At 61.6% G+C, this 18,195-nt stretch carries 18 protein-coding genes; 10 read left to right on the top strand and 8 right to left on the bottom strand.

Annotated features, from left to right (window positions below; all coding sequences use genetic code 11):
- Window positions 1-124: 124 nt before the first annotated feature.
- Together rplT and rpmI are read right to left on the bottom strand one after the other, a co-directional pair.
- Complete coding sequence (rplT, locus tag ABF757_RS11185) at window positions 125-484, bottom strand: 50S ribosomal protein L20 (RefSeq protein ID WP_025860378.1); 360 nt, start codon at window positions 482-484, stop codon at window positions 125-127.
- Between the two features lie 14 nt (window positions 485-498).
- On the bottom strand, window positions 499-702 hold the full coding sequence (gene rpmI / locus ABF757_RS11180; RefSeq protein ID WP_025860377.1) for a 50S ribosomal protein L35: 204 nt from the start codon (window positions 700-702) through the stop codon (window positions 499-501).
- A 528-nt stretch (window positions 703-1,230) separates the two neighbouring features.
- Here rpmI and ABF757_RS11175 point away from each other — a divergent pair.
- The 3 genes from ABF757_RS11175 to ABF757_RS11165 are packed head-to-tail and all read left to right on the top strand — an operon-like array spanning window position 1,231 to window position 5,383.
- On the top strand, window positions 1,231-2,559 hold the full coding sequence (locus ABF757_RS11175; protein ID WP_415482409.1) for a c-type cytochrome: 1,329 nt from the start codon (window positions 1,231-1,233) through the stop codon (window positions 2,557-2,559).
- Window positions 2,560-2,580: 21 nt separating this feature from the next.
- Window positions 2,581-3,069: a (2Fe-2S)-binding protein gene (locus ABF757_RS11170; RefSeq protein WP_415482408.1), complete on the top strand. Its 489-nt coding sequence runs from the start codon at window positions 2,581-2,583 to the stop codon at window positions 3,067-3,069.
- Entirely contained in the window at window positions 3,062-5,383 is a 2,322-nt protein-coding gene (locus tag ABF757_RS11165; RefSeq protein ID WP_415482407.1) for a xanthine dehydrogenase family protein molybdopterin-binding subunit, read from the top strand. The genes ABF757_RS11170 and ABF757_RS11165 overlap by 8 nt, the downstream gene beginning before the upstream one ends.
- 121 nt (window positions 5,384-5,504) lie before the next feature.
- On the opposite strand, the gene ABF757_RS11160 is transcribed toward ABF757_RS11165, so the two are convergent.
- Genes ABF757_RS11160 through hslV form a run of 3 tightly spaced genes read right to left on the bottom strand, consistent with a single transcriptional unit; the run spans window position 5,505 to window position 7,857 of the window.
- A complete protein-coding gene (locus tag ABF757_RS11160) occupies window positions 5,505-5,945 on the bottom strand; it encodes a SufE family protein (RefSeq protein ID WP_415482406.1) in 441 nt (146 codons plus the stop codon).
- Window positions 5,945-7,258, bottom strand: coding sequence for an ATP-dependent protease ATPase subunit HslU (gene hslU / locus ABF757_RS11155; RefSeq protein WP_415482405.1), 1,314 nt, complete (start codon window positions 7,256-7,258; stop codon window positions 5,945-5,947). The genes ABF757_RS11160 and hslU overlap by 1 nt, the downstream gene beginning before the upstream one ends.
- A complete protein-coding gene (hslV, locus tag ABF757_RS11150; protein ID WP_415482404.1) occupies window positions 7,258-7,857 on the bottom strand; it encodes an ATP-dependent protease subunit HslV in 600 nt (199 codons plus the stop codon). Before hslV ends, hslU begins: the two co-directional genes overlap by 1 nt.
- A 177-nt stretch (window positions 7,858-8,034) precedes the next feature.
- Between hslV and ABF757_RS11145 the strand changes: the two genes are divergently transcribed.
- Entirely contained in the window at window positions 8,035-8,547 is a 513-nt protein-coding gene (locus ABF757_RS11145; protein ID WP_415482403.1) for a GNAT family N-acetyltransferase, read from the top strand.
- Between the two features lie 28 nt (window positions 8,548-8,575).
- Here the strand turns inward: ABF757_RS11145 and ABF757_RS11140 are convergent, their stop codons facing one another.
- Together ABF757_RS11140 and ABF757_RS11135 are read right to left on the bottom strand one after the other, a co-directional pair.
- Entirely contained in the window at window positions 8,576-10,687 is a 2,112-nt protein-coding gene (locus ABF757_RS11140; RefSeq protein ID WP_415482401.1) for a response regulator, read from the bottom strand.
- Window positions 10,671-12,497 carry an ATP-binding protein gene (locus ABF757_RS11135; protein ID WP_415482399.1) on the bottom strand — a complete coding sequence of 609 codons (1,827 nt, stop codon included), beginning with the start codon at window positions 12,495-12,497 and terminating at the stop codon, window positions 10,671-10,673. Before ABF757_RS11135 ends, ABF757_RS11140 begins: the two co-directional genes overlap by 17 nt.
- A gap of 250 nt (window positions 12,498-12,747) precedes the next feature.
- On the opposite strand from ABF757_RS11135, the gene ABF757_RS11130 reads away from it, so the two are divergent.
- From ABF757_RS11130 to ABF757_RS11115, 4 genes are all read left to right on the top strand, one after another.
- On the top strand, window positions 12,748-13,149 hold the full coding sequence (locus ABF757_RS11130; protein ID WP_415482398.1) for a hypothetical protein: 402 nt from the start codon (window positions 12,748-12,750) through the stop codon (window positions 13,147-13,149).
- Between the two features lie 74 nt (window positions 13,150-13,223).
- Window positions 13,224-13,904, top strand: a complete 681-nt coding sequence (locus tag ABF757_RS11125) for a cell division ATP-binding protein FtsE (RefSeq protein ID WP_025860370.1) — start codon at window positions 13,224-13,226, stop codon at window positions 13,902-13,904.
- Window positions 13,901-14,875 (top strand): cell division protein FtsX, encoded by a 975-nt coding sequence (locus ABF757_RS11120; protein ID WP_415482397.1) that lies wholly within the window; start codon window positions 13,901-13,903, stop codon window positions 14,873-14,875. The genes ABF757_RS11125 and ABF757_RS11120 overlap by 4 nt, the downstream gene beginning before the upstream one ends.
- Window positions 14,875-15,450, top strand: a complete 576-nt coding sequence (locus tag ABF757_RS11115; RefSeq protein ID WP_025860369.1) for a YdcF family protein — start codon at window positions 14,875-14,877, stop codon at window positions 15,448-15,450. The genes ABF757_RS11120 and ABF757_RS11115 overlap by 1 nt, the downstream gene beginning before the upstream one ends.
- A gap of 36 nt (window positions 15,451-15,486) precedes the next feature.
- Here ABF757_RS11115 and fghA read toward each other — a convergent pair whose 3' ends face one another.
- Window positions 15,487-16,350 (bottom strand): S-formylglutathione hydrolase, encoded by an 864-nt coding sequence (gene fghA, locus ABF757_RS11110; RefSeq protein WP_415482396.1) that lies wholly within the window; start codon window positions 16,348-16,350, stop codon window positions 15,487-15,489.
- 158 nt (window positions 16,351-16,508) lie between these two features.
- On the opposite strand from fghA, the gene ABF757_RS11105 reads away from it, so the two are divergent.
- Together ABF757_RS11105 and ABF757_RS11100 are read left to right on the top strand one after the other, a co-directional pair.
- Window positions 16,509-17,384: a bestrophin family protein gene (locus ABF757_RS11105; RefSeq protein ID WP_415482395.1), complete on the top strand. Its 876-nt coding sequence runs from the start codon at window positions 16,509-16,511 to the stop codon at window positions 17,382-17,384.
- Window positions 17,385-17,452: 68 nt separating this feature from the next.
- Window positions 17,453-18,043, top strand: coding sequence for a CarD family transcriptional regulator (locus ABF757_RS11100; RefSeq protein ID WP_025860368.1), 591 nt, complete (start codon window positions 17,453-17,455; stop codon window positions 18,041-18,043).
- Window positions 18,044-18,195: the final 152 nt, after the last annotated feature.

The raw sequence follows: 18,195 nt of genomic DNA, 5'->3' as shown, positions 1-18,195 counted from the left end.
AACCCGCCCCCTGCGCCCCCCCCCGATGGCGCACAGATTTTACGCGCAGAACGCAAAAAAGGCCCCCCCGCAAACCGGGCGGCCTTTCTCGTTAAAGCCGTAAAAGCCTATCAGGCGCCTGAAATCAGGCTTCCAGAGCGGCCTGGGCCTTCTTCACGATTTCGGCGAAGGTCGCGGCGTCATCGAAAGCGATGGCGGCCAGAACCTTACGGTCGATTTCGATCCCTGCCTTGTCCAGACCGTTGATGAAACGGCTGTAGGTCAGGCCATGCTCACGCACGGCAGCGTTGATACGCTGAATCCACAGAGCGCGGAATTCGCGCTTTTTGTTGCGACGGTCGCGATAGGCGTAACGCAGCGCCTTTTCAACACGCTCGAGCGCAATACGATAGTTGGTGGATGACCGGCCGCGATAGCCTTTAGCCAGATCCAGAACTTTTTTATGACGGGCGTGGGTGGTTACACCGCGTTTTACACGTGCCATTTCTCAGATGCTCCTTACGACAGCCCGTAGGGGGCCCACTGCTTCACAGTGAGGCCGTCCTGGTGAGCCAGAACCTGCGTACCGCGTGCAGTGCGCTTCATTTTCTGCGTGCGTTTGATCAGGCCGTGGCGCTTGCCTGCCGGGCCGGAGAGCACCTTACCGGTCGCGGTGATCTTGAACCGCTTCTTGACCGATGACTTGGTCTTCATCTTGGGCATTTGACTACTCCTGCTAAACACAAAGGATCAGGCTGAACAGCGCCACAAGGACGCAGCGTTCAACCGTGCACGGCCGGGCATGCCCCACAGGCCCGGACGCGTGCATGAGTGCGCTCCCTTAAAAGAAAGCGCTGCACCATGCAAGCCCCGCATGACAAGTTAGGTGACATATTAAAGCCTTGCCGCCGCGCGAAGCGTTCCACAAGCAGCATGAAAGCAAGCAAAGACAGGCACGCTTCATGTAAAGCAGGCTGGGAAATTGGCACCTGTCTATATACGGACAAATATAGACGCCCGTGACAACACTCCATAGTCAGTAAACTCACACACCATCAGGCCTCGGACAAATAAATCTTATTCACTTTTGCGCGTCTTTATCCGTCATCCATACGTTGTATTGATACCCAAAAGGCGGATAAGACTTGATCCAAGTCAAAACAGTATCAGCCTCAGATGCGTAAGCCGCGACGAAAGCGCCCCACTGGTCTTTCGTAAGCAAAGGTATCCGGCATGGGAGTGGGGGTTGGAGTGATCAAACGTTTTCTAGCAGGGGCAGCCGCAGTCGGAACTGTGGCCGGGCTCGGTTTCCTTTATTATGCTTGGTATCCGGCGCTGGCGCCTGTCACGCCGCCGGCTGCAGGCACGTTCACGCCTGAACAGATCGAACGCGGGCGCATTGTCGCGGCAGAAGGCTATTGCGCCGAATGCCACACCCGTACCGATGGCACGCCGGGCCCCGAGCTCGCAGGCGATTACAGGATGGAAACCCCCTTTGGGGCCATCCACTCCTCGAACATCACACCTGATGTCGAGACCGGTATCGGCACATGGTCCGAAGCCGCGTTCAAGCGCGCCATGCGGTTGGGTGTATCGCGGGAAGGTGAACACCTGATCCCGGCTTTCCCGTACGATCATTTTACCAAAATGACCGATCAGGATCTGTCCGACCTTTATGCCTTCCTGATGACACGCCCTGCCGTGCATCTGGCACCCCGGCCCAATGAGCTGCCCTTCCCGCTTAGCCTGCGCATCATGCAGGCAGGGTGGAAGCTGATGTTCTTCAGCCCCGGCGCATACAAGCCCGACCCCAGCCATGATGCGCTGTGGAACCGCGGCGCGTATCTGGCTGAAGGCAACGCGCATTGCGGTGCGTGCCATACGCCGCGCAACTTCATGGGCGCTGAAAAGAAGGGCTCGCAATACGATGGGGCCGTGGTGGATAACTGGATCGCCCCGCCGCTGAACGAGCACAACCCCACCCCCACCACATGGACGGAAGATGAACTCTTCCAGTACCTGCGTTTTGGGGTGGCGCCACTGCATGGCCCGGCTGGCGGCCCCATGTCGCCCGTGCCGCACCGCTTCCTGTCCACCGTGCCGGAAGAAGATGTGCACGCCATCGCGCATTATTATGCCGATGTCGATCACGCGGCCGAACGCTCCAAGCATGATGCCGCCGCTCTGGCGCTTGCCATGGAACAGTCACGGGCAGGCCTGATTGGCCCCAACCCGGACCCGGACGCCAAGCTGTATCAGGGCGCATGCGCGGCATGCCATTACAATGCTGCCCCTGCCCCCGTTCTCGGCCGCCCCGATCTGGCGCTGAACAACGCCCTGTGGCTGGATGAGCCGACCAACCTGTTCCAAGTCATGCTGCACGGGCTGACTGCGGAAGAAGGCCAGTCTGGCGTAGCCATGCCGAGTTTCTACAACGCCCTGTCCGATGCGGACATGGCCCGGATCGCTGCCTATCTGCGCCGGACACGTACGACCCTGCCACCATGGACCGACCTTGAGAAAAAGGCCGCCGCCATACGCAGCACCGTGCAGTCCAGTCCTGTCAATTCATCCCACTAAGGCGCGGCAGCGGAGCAAGACATGATAACGTTCAAACTCAACGGCCGTGATGTCAGCATCGATGTGCCTGAAGATACCCCCCTGCTGTGGGCCCTGCGTGACGATCTGGACCTGACCGGCACAAAATTTGGCTGTGGCGTTGGCCAGTGCGGTGCTTGCACCGTGCTGGTAGGCGGGCGGGCTACCCGTTCGTGCATCACCCCCATGAGTTCCATTGAGGGGGCGGATATCACCACCATCGAGGGGCTGGACCCACAGGGCCATCACCCCGTACAGGAAGCCTGGAAGGACATTCAGGTTCCGCAGTGCGGATACTGCCAGTCCGGCCAGATCATGCAGGCTGTCAGCCTGCTCAAGGACTACCCGGACCCGACCGACGAGGAAATCGACGGTGTCATGGGCGGTAGCCTGTGCCGGTGCATGACCTATGTGCGAATCCGCAAGGCCATCAAAAAGGCAGCGGCAGCCCTTCGTGCCCAGACATCCGGCAAGGAGACTTCTCATGGGTAAGCTCGAACGCATTGCCGCCCGTCAGGATCGCGCGGCGGGGCTTGGCCCCACCCGGCGCGGCTTTCTGCTGACCGCAGCGGGCTCTGCCTTTCTCTTCGGTTTCGCACGCTCGGCCAAGGCGGCTCCTGTTTTCCCGCAGGCAGCGGCTAACCTGCCTGAAGCCGGAGCCTTCGAACCCACGCTGTGGTGTTCCATCGCCCCGGATGGCTGGGTGAACATCAACATCATCCGCGCGGAAATGGGCCAGCATATCGGCACGGCACTGGCCCGGATCATTGCTGATGAAATGGAAGCCGACTGGGACAAGGTGCGTATCACCTATGTCGATACCGATCCCAAATGGGGCCTTATGGTTACCGGCGGGTCGTGGTCGGTCTGGATGACATGGGACCAGTTCCGTCAGGCCGGGGCGGCGGCGCGCACCGTCATGGTGGCCGAAGGGGCCAAGCTGCTGGGCGTGGACCCTGCCGCCTGCGTTGCCCGTAATGGTCAGGTGATCGCGGGCAAGCGCTCCATTGCCTATGGCGATATCGTCAGCCGCGCACATCCGACCCGCAGCTTCACCCCCGAAGAAATGGCCAAGCTGCCGCTCAAGCCCGCCTCCGAGCGCAGGCTGATCGGCAAGCAGGTACGGGCACTCGACATCCCTGCCAAGACCGACGGCACTGCCGTATACGGGATAGACGCCAAGCTGGAAGGCATGGTGTATGCCCGCCCCAAGCTGCCGCCTACTCGCTACGGTGCCAAGGTCGTTTCGGTGGATGAAACCGAAGCGCGCAAGGTCAAAGGCTATATCCGCCATATCGTGCTGGAAGATCCGTCCGGCACGGTGCCGGGCTGGGTGGCTGTTCTGGCCTCCTCCTACCCCGCAGCCATCCGCGCTACCGATGCGCTCAAGGTGACATGGGAAGCCGGGCCTACCGCGCATGTGAGCGAGCATGACATTATCGAGCATGGTCGCGCGCAGATCGCCAACAAGGAAGGCGGCTCTTGCGTCTTCAACGATCCCGGGGTGGATGAAGCCTTCGCCCATGCCGACAGGATTGTAGAGCACACCTATACCTGCTCCTCCGTCCTGCACTACCAGCTTGAACCGCTGAACGCGCTCGCCCGCCTGCATGAAGGCAAGTGGGAAGTGCATTGCGGCAACCAGTGGCAGTCTTTGTTCCTGCCCGTTATCGCCAAGGCTCTGGGCGTGCCCGAGACCGATGTGGTGATGCGCAGCTACATGCTGGGTGGTGGTTTCGGCCGACGCCTGAACGGCGATTACGCCGTACCGGCAGCCCTGATTTCCAAGGCGCTGAACGGCCGCCCGGTCAAGCTGATCTTCACCCGTTCGGATGATGTGCAGTACGATTCCATCCGCTCGCCCTCCATCCAGACCGTGCGGGCCGCCCTGACAAAAGACGGCGCGTTTCAGGGCTGGCAGCACCATGCTGCTGCTGGCTGGCCGACCCGCGTCATGGCCGCCGCGTTCATGGAAAAAGGGGCTGACGGCAAGCCTTACGACCAGTTCGCTATTGCCGGGGCCGACCATTGGTACACCGTAGGCCCGATGCGCGTGCGCGCGCTCGACAACGATCTGGCCGATGCGACTTTCCGCCCCGGCTGGCTGCGTTCGGTCAGCTCCGGCTGGACACCATGGGCGCATGAAACCTTTCTGGACGAAGTGGCCCACTCACTCGGCAAGGACCCGGTGACCCTGCGGCTGAGCCTGCTGATCAGCGAAGGGCGCAATGCTGGGTCTGCCCCGGATTCCGTTGGCGGTGCTAGCCGTCAGGCGGCGGTGCTCAAGCGTCTGGCGGAAAAATGCGGCTATGGCCGCACGGACCTGCCCGCCGATACCGGTATTGGCATTGCCACCACCTTCGGTCAGGAACGCGGCATGCCGACATGGACCGCCGGTGCCGCCCGCGTGCGGGTTGACCGCAGAACCGGCGTGGTAACCTGCGAGAAAATCTGGCTGGTGCTGGATGCAGGCACCGTAATCGACCCCGATGGCGCAACCGCCCAGACCGAAGGCGGCGCGCTGTGGGGCCTGAGCATGGCGCTGTTTGAAGGCACGGAAATCGAGAACGGCAACGTACGTGACCGTAACCTTGATACCTACACCCCGCTGCGTATCGCGGATGTGCCGGATATGGAAATCGAGTTCCTGCCCAGCACCGAAAAGCCCATGGGCTTGGGTGAGCCGGGTGTGACCACCATTGCTCCGGCTATTGGCAATGCGATTTTCAATGCCGTGGGCGTGCGCCTGCGCCACCTGCCCATTCGCCCGGCGGATGTGCTGGCAGGCCTGAACAAGGCTGGCTGATCGTCAGGCCATATGACAGAAAAAGGGGCGGAGGCCGATATGGCCCCCGCCCCTTTTTTATGGGCCGTTTTCTGGCCCGGTGTTTTTGCAACCCAAACGGCATCGAACGATACGGGCCTGTTCAGGCTGGCATGGCCGCCGCCGAGCGGATAGCCCGCGCCATGGCCTCTACCCCGTTACCCCGGTTGGTGGAGAGTGCCTGCACCAGCCCGAGGTCGCGCAGGAAGGAAGGGTCAGTCGCTGCAATTTCTGCCCGTGTGCGCCCCGAATAGACACGCAACAGCAGGGCCACCAGCCCGCTGACAATCGCCGCATCGGACTGGCCCGCAAAATACAGCCGATCGCCTTCGGCTTTTTCCTCCAGCCAGACCTGACTCTGGCAGCCGGGCACCCTATGGGCGTCATCCTGCCAGACCGAAGGAAAAAGCGGCAGCTTGCGCCCCATTTCTATGATGTACTGGTAGCGTTCCATCCAGTCATCAAACAGTTCAAGCTCGTCGCGAATAGCTTCGATGGCTTCCGCCGCGCTTTCTTCGGGCGGGACGACAAAAGGCGCGTCCATTACAGGATAAACCGGCTCAGGTCGCCGCGCTGCGCTAGGGGCGTAACCTTGTCATTAACCATGTCAGCACTGACAACCATTTTTTCTCCCTGCCGCTCCGGCGCAGTAAACGAGATATCTTCAAGCAGTTTTTCCAGAACGGTAGCAAGCCTGCGCGCGCCGATATTCTCTACCCGTTCATTGATATCCGCTGCCAGTTCGGCCAGCGCATCCACCGCATCATCCGTAAACTCCAGTTCCACACCTTCGGTATGCAACAGAGCTACGTACTGCTTGAGCAACGAATGTTCGGGAGCCGTCAGAATCTGGCGCAGATCAGCCCGCGAGAGCGGCTGCAACTCCACACGGATTGGCAGACGCCCCTGCAATTCCGGCAGCAGGTCAGCCGGTTTGGCCAGATGGAACGCACCCGAGGCGATAAACAGAATATGGTCAGTGCGAACCGGGCCATATTTGGTGGAAACGGTGGTGCCTTCGATCAGCGGCAGCAGGTCACGCTGCACGCCTTCACGCGAAACATCGCCCCCTTTCATGCCGCTTTCGGAAGAACGGGCACAGACCTTGTCAATTTCATCGAGGAAAACAATGCCATTTTCCTGCGCGATGGTTACCGCCTCACGCGTCAGGGCCTCGCTGTCGAGCAGCTTTTCGGCCTCTTCGTTTCTGAGCTGCTCACGCGCGGCGGCTACGGTCATTTTCCGTGGCCGTGGGGTGCGATTCATAAACGACTTCATCATATCGCCAAAGTTGACGACCTGACCGGGCACCAGCCCCGGCATTTCGCCAGCACCCGCAGGCCCCGCATCAGCCACGGCGATTTCGATTTCCTTGTCTTCCAACTGGCCGCTCCGCAGCATGCTGCGAAAACGGCTTTTGGTATCGGCTGAGGACCCTTCGCCCACCAGCGCGTTCACAATCCGCTCTTCCGCTGCCTGTGCCGCCTGTGTTTCCACATCCTTGCGCCGGGCGTTCTTGAGCATGACAATGGCGGCATCCACCAGATCCCGCACGATGCTGTCCACATCGCGGCCTACGTACCCCACCTCGGTAAACTTGGTGGCTTCGACCTTGAGGAATGGTGCCTGCGCCAGCCGGGCCAGACGGCGGGCAATTTCGGTTTTGCCGCAGCCAGTCGGCCCGATCATGAGAATGTTCTTGGGCACAACCTCTTCACGCAGGCCATCGGGCAGTTGCGCCCGCCGCCAGCGGTTGCGCAGGGCAATAGCCACGGCACGCTTGGCATCGGTCTGCCCGACAATAAAGCGGTCAAGCTCGGCAACAATGCCGCGCGGCGACAGGTCAGGCGCTTGCATCAGGCATCTCCCGTAGTGGTGCGGGTTTCAAGCGTTTCAACCCTGACTGCGTGATTGGTATAAACACAGATATCACCAGCAATTTTCATGCTGCGGCGCACGATTTCCTCGGCTCCCATCCCCTCTACGCCCAGCAGCGCGCGGGCGGCGGACAGGGCATAATTGCCACCTGAGCCAATGGCGATCACCCCGTCCTCGGGTTCCAGCACATCGCCATTACCAGTCAGGGTGTAGGAATGTTCGGCATCGGCCACGGCCATCATCGCTTCCAGCCGGCGCAGGTAGCGGTCTGTGCGCCAGTCCTTGGCCAGTTCCACGCAAGCACGTTCAAGCTGGTTGGGATAGCGCTCAAGCTTGGCTTCAAGCCGTTCGAGCAGGGTAAAGGCATCGGCCGTGGCTCCGGCAAAGCCTGCGAGAATGGAGCCAGATGGCCCGATCCGCCGCACCTTGCGGGCATTGCCCTTGATAACGGTGCTGCCCAGCGTCACCTGGCCATCGCCCGCCATGGCCACACATGGCCCGCGCCTTACACACAGGATGGTCGTGCCATGCCAGCCGACCGGATCATAGGGAGAGGAAGCAATGAATGAGTTCTGCATGATCTCAAAGAAATAGGGGTTTACTCCGCCAACACAAGGGGTAAGCGCTTGAACACCGCCCTGCACACACCGCACGACCAGCCCGTGCCTGCGCTTTGTTCCTTGCGTTATCCGCACAACCCCGCGCAGTTTCAGCCTCGGCCCGCCTTCAACCCTATGATGTAAATTCTCCGCTCCATGGCCCTTATTCCTACCCTGAACACCCAGCGCTTGCTGCTGCGCCCCATGAATTTGAACGACTGGCCTGCTTATGCGGCGTTCATGGCGTCTGACCGCTGCCGCCACATGGGTGGGCCGTTTGCACCAGACCGGGCGTGGGGCCTGTTCTGCACCGACCATGCACAATGGGATTTTTTCGGCGTAGGGGCGTTGATGATGGAAGACCACGACAACGGATGCTGTCTGGGTCAGGTCGGGATCAATACCGGGCCACTTTTTCCCGAACATGAAATAGGCTGGCTGGTTTTTCCACAAGCCGAGGGGCTGGGTTACGCGTTTGAAGCGGCGTCCGCCCTGCGGGACTGGGCACGCGATGTCCGGCACCTGCCCTCGTTGGTCAGCTACGTCCATCAAGACAATACGCGCTCATGCAGGCTAGCGGAGCGTCTGGGCGCGATACCAGACAAGGCGGCCCCCGGCCACGCCCCGGGTGATGTGGTGTACCGCCATTTCGGCCCACAGGCAGGCTGAACAACCGAGCCAGCGGGCCGCGCCAGTATTATGCTGCGAGCATGGCCCGGACATCGCCCAGCAAGGCATCTCGCGTATAGGGCTTGTGCAGTACGGGAACACCTTCGGGTAGCAGGCCGAAATCGGCATAGCCGGTTACAAACAGCACCGGCAGTTCCGGCCTGCGTGTGTGAATATGCCGTGCGGCCTCACCGCCGTTCATACCCGGCATTTTCACATCCATGACAACAAGCGCTATGTCCGCATGCTGCTGCACGGCTTCAAGCGCATCCATACCGCTGGAGGATTCCAGCACAGCATAACCCGCACGGCGCAGAAAACCTGCCGTAACCGCCCGCACCCCCGGCTCGTCATCCACCACGAGGATAATCCGCCCCTCCGCCGCATCAGGCAGCACGCGCGCCATATCCTGTGTAACTGGCGTGGACAGCGCAAAAGCCGGAACAGCCCCTTCGATCTGGCTGATATCCCCTTCTTTCAGCGCCTCGTCCGGCATGCTGTCATCCTGCACGGATACAACCTTACGCACGGCTGCGGGCGCCTGGGCCGGTTCTGCCTGAACCTTGCCGCGCGCCATGGCGGGGAACCATAGCTCCACCACCGTACCGCCGCCGGGAATGCCCTCTACGCGTACCTCACCCCCGCAGTGGCTGATGAAGCTGTAGGTCATAGACAGGCCAAGCCCGTTGCCCTGCCCGACATCCCGCGTGGTAAAGAACGGTTCGAAAATGCGGGCGCGCTGTTCTTCCGTCATGCCCGCACCATAATCGCGGATCTGCACCACTACCCATGCGCTGGCATGTTCACCACCCAGATGGCGGCCAAGGAGCTTATCCGCCAGCCGCACGCTAACAACGCAGGCACTGTCCCCCTGCGGCTGGGCCTCCAGCGCATTCAGGCACTGGTTGAGCACCGCAAGCTGAAGCTGCGTTGCGTCAGTCCACACAGGCGGCAAGGGCCTGTCGGGCAGTTCGAAACTAACACGCTCCCACCCGCTGCCGGGCTTGAAGCGGTCTGTATCCAGCTCGCCCCGAATGTCATCCGGCACCTTGCCGCGCATCAGGAAATCGCTCAGGGTTTCGAGCATTTCCCCCACATCCACCTGCTGGCAAACAAGATGGCGCGGGCGGCTAAAGTCGAGCAGGCGGCGGGTCAGCACAGCCCCCCGCCGCGCCGCCTGCATGGCGTTCTGATACAGCCGTGTGGCAGCAGCTTCCTTCGGGGGGTCAAGGTCCTGCACCAGTTCCAGCGAACCCAGAATAGCCGTTAGCAGGTTGTTGAAGTCATGCGCGATGCCACCGGCCAATGTGCCGATCGCCTGCATTTTCTGCGCCTGCTGCAAGCGCTGCTCCAAACTGAGCAGTTCCGTAACATCGCGATCGATCAGGATGGAATAGGCCGAAAGCCTGTCAGCTCGCACCGGCTCGTTGCGCAGGCTGTCCAGCCTTACGCGGGTGAGGTCGTGCCAGCGGGTCTGGCCATCGGGCCCGGGCAGTTGCAGCACCTGCTGGTCACGACCGGAAGCCGCCAGATCACCCTGTGCCTGCCGCAGACTTTCAAGACGGGTGCCATCGACCAGTTCATCTTCCTGATGGCCGATGCAATCTGCAACACTGCGGTTGAATTCACGCGCCATCTGCTGGTTAAGGCGGATGAAGCTGCCATTCTGATCCTTGAACGCCAACCCGAAAGGCAGGTTTTCAAGCAGGCCGCGCAGCAGCAGACGCTCGCGCGCCAGTTCGTTTTCCAGCCGGTAACGATCCGCCGCCTGCCCCACCATGGACAGCAGGGTTTCATCATCCCACGGCTTGTACGCAAAAAAGGAAATCTGCCCCCGGTTGAGTGCGGCTTCCACAGCCGAAATATCGGCATAGCCAGTCAGCAGAATGGCACCGGCTCCGCTCAGTTCGCGGGCATGGGCAAAAAACACGTCACCCGTCATGCACGGCATGCGCTGGTCAGAAATAATGACCGCCACATCAGGGTGCTGGCGCAATAGGGCCAGCCCCTCCTCGCCAGAAGAAGCTGCCAGCACATGGTAGGTCTGATCGAGCAGGTCGGTCAGTGCTACCAGAATTTCAGGCTCGTCATCCACAACCAGAACGACAGGCCGCTCCGCTGTGTCAGGCAACGTTTTCACCGCGCCGCTCCTCTGCTGCTCTATATGGCACCCGGATTGTAAAACAGGCCCCACCGAGGCTTTCCGATCTTGTTATAACAATACTCCCGCCGTGCGCCTGCACAACACCATAGGCTGTAGCCAGCCCCAGCCCCGTGCCCGAGCCAACGGGCTTGGTCGTAAAAAACGGCTCAAATACGCGCTCCTGTAACGCATCAGGCACGCCGGGGCCGGTATCACAAATGCGCAGGACATAATCATTGCCCTCGCGCCCCTCGCGCGGTTGCAGGCTGGACTGAAGCAGAATCCGGTCCTTGCCCGGCTGTGCGCCGCCCTCTGCCCGACGATTAACCTCACGTTTTTCCAGAATGGCATCCGCTGCGTTGCTGACAATATTCATGACAACCTGATTGACCAGCGCCGCCTGACAGACAAGCTCTGGCGGGGCCTCAAGCTGGCATTCCACCTCTATTTCCTCCCCCAGCTTGGGGGCAAGCAGCGTCAGCACCATGCCTATGGCCTCCGGCACGTCCAGCCGCCTGAACTCGCCTTCCTCCAACCGGGAAAAGCGCCGTAAGCTCACCACAAGGTCACGCAGGCGCGAAAGCCCGACAAAGGACGAGGCCAGACGCTCTCCCCCTTTGGCCAGCGCGGCTTCTGCCTGCTGCGTATCGCCCAGCCTAATGGCCTGCAACGCCTGCGCCACACTGCGCTTTGCCGTGCTTTCATGCGCCAGAACAAACGCCAGCGGGTTGTTGAACTCATGCGCGATACCAGCAGCCAACTCACCAAGAGAGGCCATTTTGGCGGACTGCACCAGCTTGGCCTGCGCGTCGATCAGCTTTCGGTTGGCCGCCGCCAGATCCGCATTCACGCGCCGCAGTGCATCGGCCAGTGCGGCGCGGGCGCGGGCACTTTCCATATGCGCTTCTTCGCGCTGCACCTCGTCCTGCAGGCTCTTGCGCCGCACAAGGGCTGCAACACGGGCCAAAAACAGATCGGGGCGGATATCGGTATCGACCAGATCATCCACACCCGCCTCAAACGCGATACGGATCTTTTCAGCCGAATCCGCGCTTTTTTCCATCACCCCCATCACGCGCACACATTGGCGCGTCCGCCGCCGAAAGGCCGCCACCGTGCGGGCCAGAGCCAGCCCCTCAAACGCCGGGCAGGTCAGGTCCACCACCACGCAATCGGGCGGTGTGCCGCCACCAGACCCGTTACCGGCCAGATCAAGCCTGTCCGGGTCATCCACAAGCTGGGCTTTCTGCCCGTTGCGCCGGAACATATCCACCAGCGCGCCATCCGCCGATACGGCCTGCTGCCCCCGCGCTCTGGCTGGCAGGTCGCGCAGACCGGGCCATGACCACAGCGCGCCACCCGGAGCCGTCACCACGCTGATTGTCGGCTGCCGAAAGCTGACCCCTTCGCGCTCGGCGGCATCGGCACCGTATTCACGCAGCAGCGCGCAAATACGAAACAGCAGGATAACCGGGTCATCCTCCATGCAGAAACAGGCATCCGCCCCACGATCGAGCAGTTCATGCTCACGCGCAGGATCGCGGGCGGAAAGCAGCACCACAACCGGCATGCCACGGGTTGCTGCATTAAGCCGCAGGTGCTGGCACAGCCGCGTGGCTGCCATATCCGGCAGGGTTTCAGGCACCACCACCAGATCGGGCAGAACCTCATCAAAGCTCGAAAACACCGCCGCCGCATCAGGCACGCTGCGCAGGTCCAGCCCACGCATGCTCAGCACATCACGCAGGCAGGCCATAGCCTGTGCGTTCACCCCGGCGAACATCACGGTACACGAAAGAAACTGCATGAACGACCGTAACGCTCCCTTACAAAACCCGAAATACGCGCAAAACCCGCAAGGCCTGGCCGCGTTCCTGACCTAACCCCATGCTCCTACCTTAAACGCCGGAACAAAGCGCCGTCTGCTCTCGAATGCGTGAACAGCCCCTGTTACGCACCCCAGCCACACCCGGCACGCCTTCCATGACGTGACACAACCGCCCACCCCCCTGTATAACAGGCTCTACAATCGCACCCCCCAAAGGAAAAACGGGTTCATGGATCAGCGCACTCCCCTTGCACCGCAGCCTCCCGCTCCCGCCCTGCATGAAGGCGGCTCGACAATCCTGCACCTCATCTGCACGGCCCTTTGGGTTATCTGCCATTTTGTGGCGGGTTTCATCCAGCAGGTGGCGGAACTGCTGGCCCCGTTCCTGCTGATTGCAGGCGTAGTGTGGGCCGCCGTGCCAACCCTGACCGGCGCACTGACACGCTCCACCGCCGCAGCCGACCCGCAGGCGCGTGACGCCATCAGCAACGCCGCGGCCGCCATTCCGCACGAAATTATACTGGGCGGGCACATGCTCAGCGCCACCAGCCTGATCTACGACGGGATTGGCCTTATGGCCGTAGCCGCAGCCGCCTCCACCCTTACGGCTCTTGCCGCACGGAACATGTAAGTCCCTTCTGGGTCTGACATGCCCATGGGCCGTACCACCACCCCCAGCCCCGCACAGTATCAGGGCCAGCCTGCATGATCCATCTGGACACCGTTTCCTGGCGTCGGGCCAGAAAAGACCCCGCCCCCGTTCTCTCGCGGCTGTCTTTTTCCGTGCCGCAGGGCGGGTTCCGCTGGCTCCTTGGCCCTTCGGGGGCGGGCAAGAGCAGCCTGCTCAGCCTGCTGCATGTTGAAACCCTGCCCAGCTCGGGGCGGATGGTCGTTCTTGGCCAGCCGGTGGACGATACACAAAAGCGCGGCACCTTTGTCATGCTACGCCGCCGCATAGGCATGATCCATCAGGATTTCCGCCTGATGCCCGGCCTGTCGGTTGCAGATAACATCGCCCTGCCCCTGCGGCTGCAAAAACGCCCGGAAGACGAAATTCGCGATGAAATCCGCTCCATTCTCAAATGGGTGGGCCTTGGCGAATACCACGATGTACCCGCCGAGCGCCTTTCGGGGGGGGAGCAGCAGCGCACCGCCATAGCGCGCGCCATTATCCACCGCCCCGGCCTGATTCTGGCGGATGAACCCACAAACGCGCTGGAAGAAAGTCAGGCCCACCGCCTGCTCGACATGTTTGCCGAACTCAGCGCCATGGGCTCCACGGTGATTGTCGCCACCCATAACGAGGCTCTGGTGCGCCGCCTGCCCCGCCCCGCTCTTTTTCTCGAACGTGGCCACCTTGTGAGCGAGGACACCCCGTTACCATGAGCCGCCGTTCCACCCGCAGGCGCGATGGCCTGTCTCTGGCTGAAGCCATGCCCGATCGCGGGCTGTTTGCGCTGGTAGCCATGGTGGGGTTTCTGGCCGCCCTGACACTGGCTGGCGCGTGCGGCGCACGGGCATTATCCGCCCGCTGGGCCGGGGGGGCTGCGCAGCTTGTCATTATTCAGGTGCCCCAGCCTGACCAACCTGCCCGGCAGGGCCAGAGCACGGGGCAAAACCGGGCAGATGCCGTGCAGGCCGCACTTGTCAGCCTGCCTGCGGGCAGCACCGTGCACCGGCTTTCCACGCAGGAACTGGACACTCTGCTCCAGCCGTGGTTGGGCAGCGGCCTGAACAACGGACAGGCCCCCGCAGGCAGCGCGGCCATGCCCCTGCCCGCCGTCCTGCGTGTTGACCTGCCCGATGGCACCGTCCCGCCAGCCACACTGGAGCAGGATCTGTCGGCTCTGGCTCCGGGGGTGATTGTCGAGCGTAACAGTCTGTGGAGCACGCGCCTGCATGCTCTGGCCAACAGCCTGCTAGCCTGCGCGGGACTGGCGTTGCTGAGTGTCTGCGGTGTCGCCACCCTGATTACGGGCCTGACCACTCGTGCGGGACTGGCCTCGCGCCGCGATACCATCACCACCCTGCACGGGCTTGGCGCATCGGACGGTTATATTGCTGGGCGCTTTGCCCGCAGAACGGCCTCTCTTGCCTTTGGTGGCGGGCTGAGCGGCACGGTGCTGGCCTGCCTGCCACTCTTTGCGCTGCTCCAGATCACAGCCCCTTTCACCGCTGATGCAGACATGGCGCAGGCCACTGCCAGCCAGACCGGCCTGATGGATGAAGCCTCTATTCTTAATGCCGTGCCCTCTGACCTGCTTATCGGGCTGGGGTGCCTGCCTGTTGCGGCAGCCCTGATCTGCTGGCTGACAACCCAGCTTATCGTACGCCTGTGGCTCCGCCGCCTGCCCTGATGCGCCGCCTTGTCAAACGTGCCCCGGCCTTTGTGCTTCTGGGGCTGCCACTCCTGTTCTTGTGTGGCTTTGGCTGGTTTGTGCACGATGCCCTGCGCCCTGCCGGGCCTTTACCACACACGGCAGGTATTGTGGCCCTTACGGGCGGGGCGGGGCGAGTGGAAACCTCGCTGCGCCTTCTGGAACGGGGGCAAGCCGAGTGGCTGCTGATTTCAGGCGTGGCACCACAGGCCTCGCAACAGGCGTTGCTACTGCCAGAGCAGGAAAAAGCGCTGGGGCCGCGCATTACGCTGGGCTATCAGGCCCGCTCGACCATTGGCAATGCCGAGGAAACTGCCGCATGGGTGGCTGACAACCATATCGGCAGCCTTGTGGTGGTAACGGCTGGCTACCACATGCGCCGGGCCATGCTGGAACTTGGGCGCACCCTGCCGGATGTGGCTCTATATGCCTGCCCGGTAACACCCCCGGCCATGCACCACCTGACCCAGCTTTCCACCCTGCGACTGCTGATGACGGAATATCTCAAATGGCTGGGGGCACTGGCAGGCATGGCGCACAAGCCCATTGCCTGACCAGCGCCCCCGGTTTTTCAGGAGCGCTGGTGCCGGTTACAGCGCGCCCAGAATAGCCGCATGGTGGCGCAGGTGCTCGCATGCGAAGCTCTGCACGAACCAGTAGGAATGATCATACACAGCATGGCGGCGCAGGGTCAGTTTCTGCCCGACGGCAAGAGCCGCCTTTTCCAGATGCCAAGGCTGAAGTTCGCGCTCAAGGAACTGATCCGCATCACCCTGATCAACCAGAATGGTGGTGGGGTGGCTCAGGCCATCTTCGAGCATGCACACAGCGTCATAAGCGCGCCATGCCGTGCGGTCTGTGCCCAGATAGGTGGTAAACGCCTTTTCACCCCAAGGCACGGCGGACGGATGCACGATGGGCGCAAAGGCCGAAACCGATTTCCAGAACTCAGGGTTACGCAGCGCATGCACGAGCGCGCCATGCCCCCCCATGGAATGGCCTGTAATGCCACGCCGCGTGCCATCCAGCGGCAATGCCGCCTCAACCAGCGCGGGCAGTTCGCGGCTGATATAGCTGTCCATGCGGTAATGGCGGCTCCACGGCTCCTGTGTGGCATCCAGATAGAAGCCGGCCCCCGTGCCCATATCCCAGTCCGTATCTTCGCCCGGCACCCCTGCCCCTCTGGGCGATGTATCAGGGGCGACAATGGCCAACCCAAGCCGTGCGGCCTCGGCCAGCGCAGCCGACTTGATCAGGAAGGTTTCATCCGTGCAGGTCAGGCCTGCCAGCACATACAGAATCGGTACGCGCTTACCTTCAAGCGCTGCGGGGGGCAGAAACACGCCAAACCGTGCAGGCAGTCCCAGCACTTCGGACTGATGTTCGTAAAACTGTACGCTGCCCCCATGACAGCGATGCTCTTCCCGCAGGGTCAACCCGGCACTGGCTTGCATGAGCTTAATCTTCCTTCAGCATTTCACCGCATATTTTCAACAACATAGCCCGGATGGCAGCACAAACATAAAGCTGCCATATCGGGAAACCACTCTCATTGTGTCATGTTAAAGCACGGACGGGCAATACAGCCCCGACAAGAAAGGAGACAGTCTGGATGATCGTTGACCCGCGCATGGGATTACGCATTATATCCCGCGAGGTTCGCACCGTTCTCCTGCTCATGGCAGCCTGGGATTTCGTGGTGGTGGTTCTGTTTCAGGTCTTCCATCAGGAATGGATGGAACAGCCGAGCCTGCCTGTCCCGCTGATCGGTTCCGCTCTGGCCCTGTTCATGGGATTTCGCAGCACCAGCGCCTATGCCCGCTGGTGGGAAGGCCGCACCCTGTGGGGGAGCATCACCAACAACTGCCGTTCCTTTGGCCGACAGGCCGGCACCCTGCTGGGCGACCGGCACGACCTGATGTACGCCATAGCCGCCTACCCGCACGCGCTGCGCATGGCGCTGGGCAAGCTGGATGCCAGCGAGGACATCAACCGCCTGCTGCCCGCCTCCATGCGTGAGGCCATTGTCGGCTACCGCAACCAGCCTAACGCCATTCTCTACCAGATCGGGCTGGGCGTGGCTGAGGAAGTCCGCAAGAAAAACATCGATGGTGCGGTACACGGGCAGATCGACCGTATCCTGTCTGATCTGGCCAATGCACAGGGCGGGCTGGAGCGTATCCGCAACACACCGCTACCCATGCAGTTTTCGGTGCTGCCAAGGGTGCTGGTGAACATCTTCTGCATCGTGCTGCCACTCTCCATGGTTCAGACACTGGAATGGATCACGCCGCTGGGTTCAAGCCTTGTGGGCTGCCTGTTTCTGGTTCTGGACAAGAGCGCCAGCGACCTTCAGGAGCCTTTTGCCAATACGCTGCATGCCCTGCCAATGGCCACCATGGCCCGCACGATCGAAATTGACGTGCTGCAACCCACAGGAGACCCAACAGCCCCGGCACTGCAAACGGTAAACGGCGTGCAGTCATAACCTCAGGCCCGCTTCATGTCGGCTGTTTTACAAGACAAACACGCATTTTTATGCTAAAAGGTCAGGTTATGAATACTTTCAGAGCACCTCCCAAAGGTGGCGTGACAGATGCAATGGCACGCACCGCCGCCGCCACGACCGCAGCACAGGCAAAAACCAAGGTAAAAGACGAGGATCCCTTTCAGGAAGGTGATGCCATCGTCTACGCCGCACACGGTGTCGGTCGGGTGGACCGGATCGGGGTGGATGAAATAGCCGGAACGAAACTGGAAGTCATCCAGATTTCCTTCCCCGGCAACCAGATGACACTGCGCATCCCGCTCACCAAGGCCCGCAAGGCCGGGCTGCGCAAGATTGTCTCGCGCGAGATCGTGGACAAGGCCATGGCCATCATCAAGGGCAAGCCGCATGTCAGCAAAGGCATGTGGGCACGCCGCGCGGTGGCGTATCAGGAAAAAATCAACTCTGGCGATCTGGTTCAGATTGCCGAAGTGCTGCGCGACCTGCGCCGCAATGTTGACAGTCTGGATGGCAGCTTCAGCGAACGTAAACTGTTTGAAGCCGCTCAGGAACGCTTTGTGGCCGAAGTCGCGGTGCTGGAAAAGAAAGAGCCTAACGAGGTTCTGGAATCCCTCACCGCTGTCATGAAAGCCGCCTAAGCGGCGCGCGTAACGGCCTGACTGCACAAAACCCGGCAGCCCCACAGGGATGCCGGGTTTTTTATGCCGCACAGGTTTTCCGCCCGCACTGGCGCGGATACTCTGGCGCATGTCACGCGCCCTCATTGTCCGGGACCTGCCCCCATGAAACC

This window comes from Acetobacter papayae (assembly GCF_047721125.1).
GTDB classification, from domain to species: domain Bacteria; phylum Pseudomonadota; class Alphaproteobacteria; order Acetobacterales; family Acetobacteraceae; genus Acetobacter; species Acetobacter papayae.
This window is presented reverse-complemented; position numbering and strand designations above follow the sequence as displayed.

Coding starts and splice junctions, on each gene's coding strand:
- ABF757_RS11115 (WP_025860369.1), top strand. CDS start 14,875: ATGCGCCGCCTTGTCAAACGTGCCCCGGCCTTTGTGCTTCTGGGGCTG.
- ABF757_RS11130 (WP_415482398.1), top strand. CDS start 12,748: ATGGATCAGCGCACTCCCCTTGCACCGCAGCCTCCCGCTCCCGCCCTG.
- rplT (WP_025860378.1), bottom strand. CDS start 484: ATGGCACGTGTAAAACGCGGTGTAACCACCCACGCCCGTCATAAAAAA.
- ABF757_RS11100 (WP_025860368.1), top strand. CDS start 17,453: ATGAATACTTTCAGAGCACCTCCCAAAGGTGGCGTGACAGATGCAATG.
- ABF757_RS11120 (WP_415482397.1), top strand. CDS start 13,901: ATGAGCCGCCGTTCCACCCGCAGGCGCGATGGCCTGTCTCTGGCTGAA.
- ABF757_RS11170 (WP_415482408.1), top strand. CDS start 2,581: ATGATAACGTTCAAACTCAACGGCCGTGATGTCAGCATCGATGTGCCT.
- rpmI (WP_025860377.1), bottom strand. CDS start 702: ATGCCCAAGATGAAGACCAAGTCATCGGTCAAGAAGCGGTTCAAGATC.
- fghA (WP_415482396.1), bottom strand. CDS start 16,350: ATGCAAGCCAGTGCCGGGTTGACCCTGCGGGAAGAGCATCGCTGTCAT.
- hslU (WP_415482405.1), bottom strand. CDS start 7,258: ATGCAAGCGCCTGACCTGTCGCCGCGCGGCATTGTTGCCGAGCTTGAC.
- ABF757_RS11125 (WP_025860370.1), top strand. CDS start 13,224: ATGATCCATCTGGACACCGTTTCCTGGCGTCGGGCCAGAAAAGACCCC.
- hslV (WP_415482404.1), bottom strand. CDS start 7,857: ATGCAGAACTCATTCATTGCTTCCTCTCCCTATGATCCGGTCGGCTGG.
- ABF757_RS11145 (WP_415482403.1), top strand. CDS start 8,035: ATGGCCCTTATTCCTACCCTGAACACCCAGCGCTTGCTGCTGCGCCCC.
- ABF757_RS11135 (WP_415482399.1), bottom strand. CDS start 12,497: ATGCAGTTTCTTTCGTGTACCGTGATGTTCGCCGGGGTGAACGCACAG.
- ABF757_RS11160 (WP_415482406.1), bottom strand. CDS start 5,945: ATGGACGCGCCTTTTGTCGTCCCGCCCGAAGAAAGCGCGGCGGAAGCC.
- ABF757_RS11105 (WP_415482395.1), top strand. CDS start 16,509: ATGATCGTTGACCCGCGCATGGGATTACGCATTATATCCCGCGAGGTT.
- ABF757_RS11165 (WP_415482407.1), top strand. CDS start 3,062: ATGGGTAAGCTCGAACGCATTGCCGCCCGTCAGGATCGCGCGGCGGGG.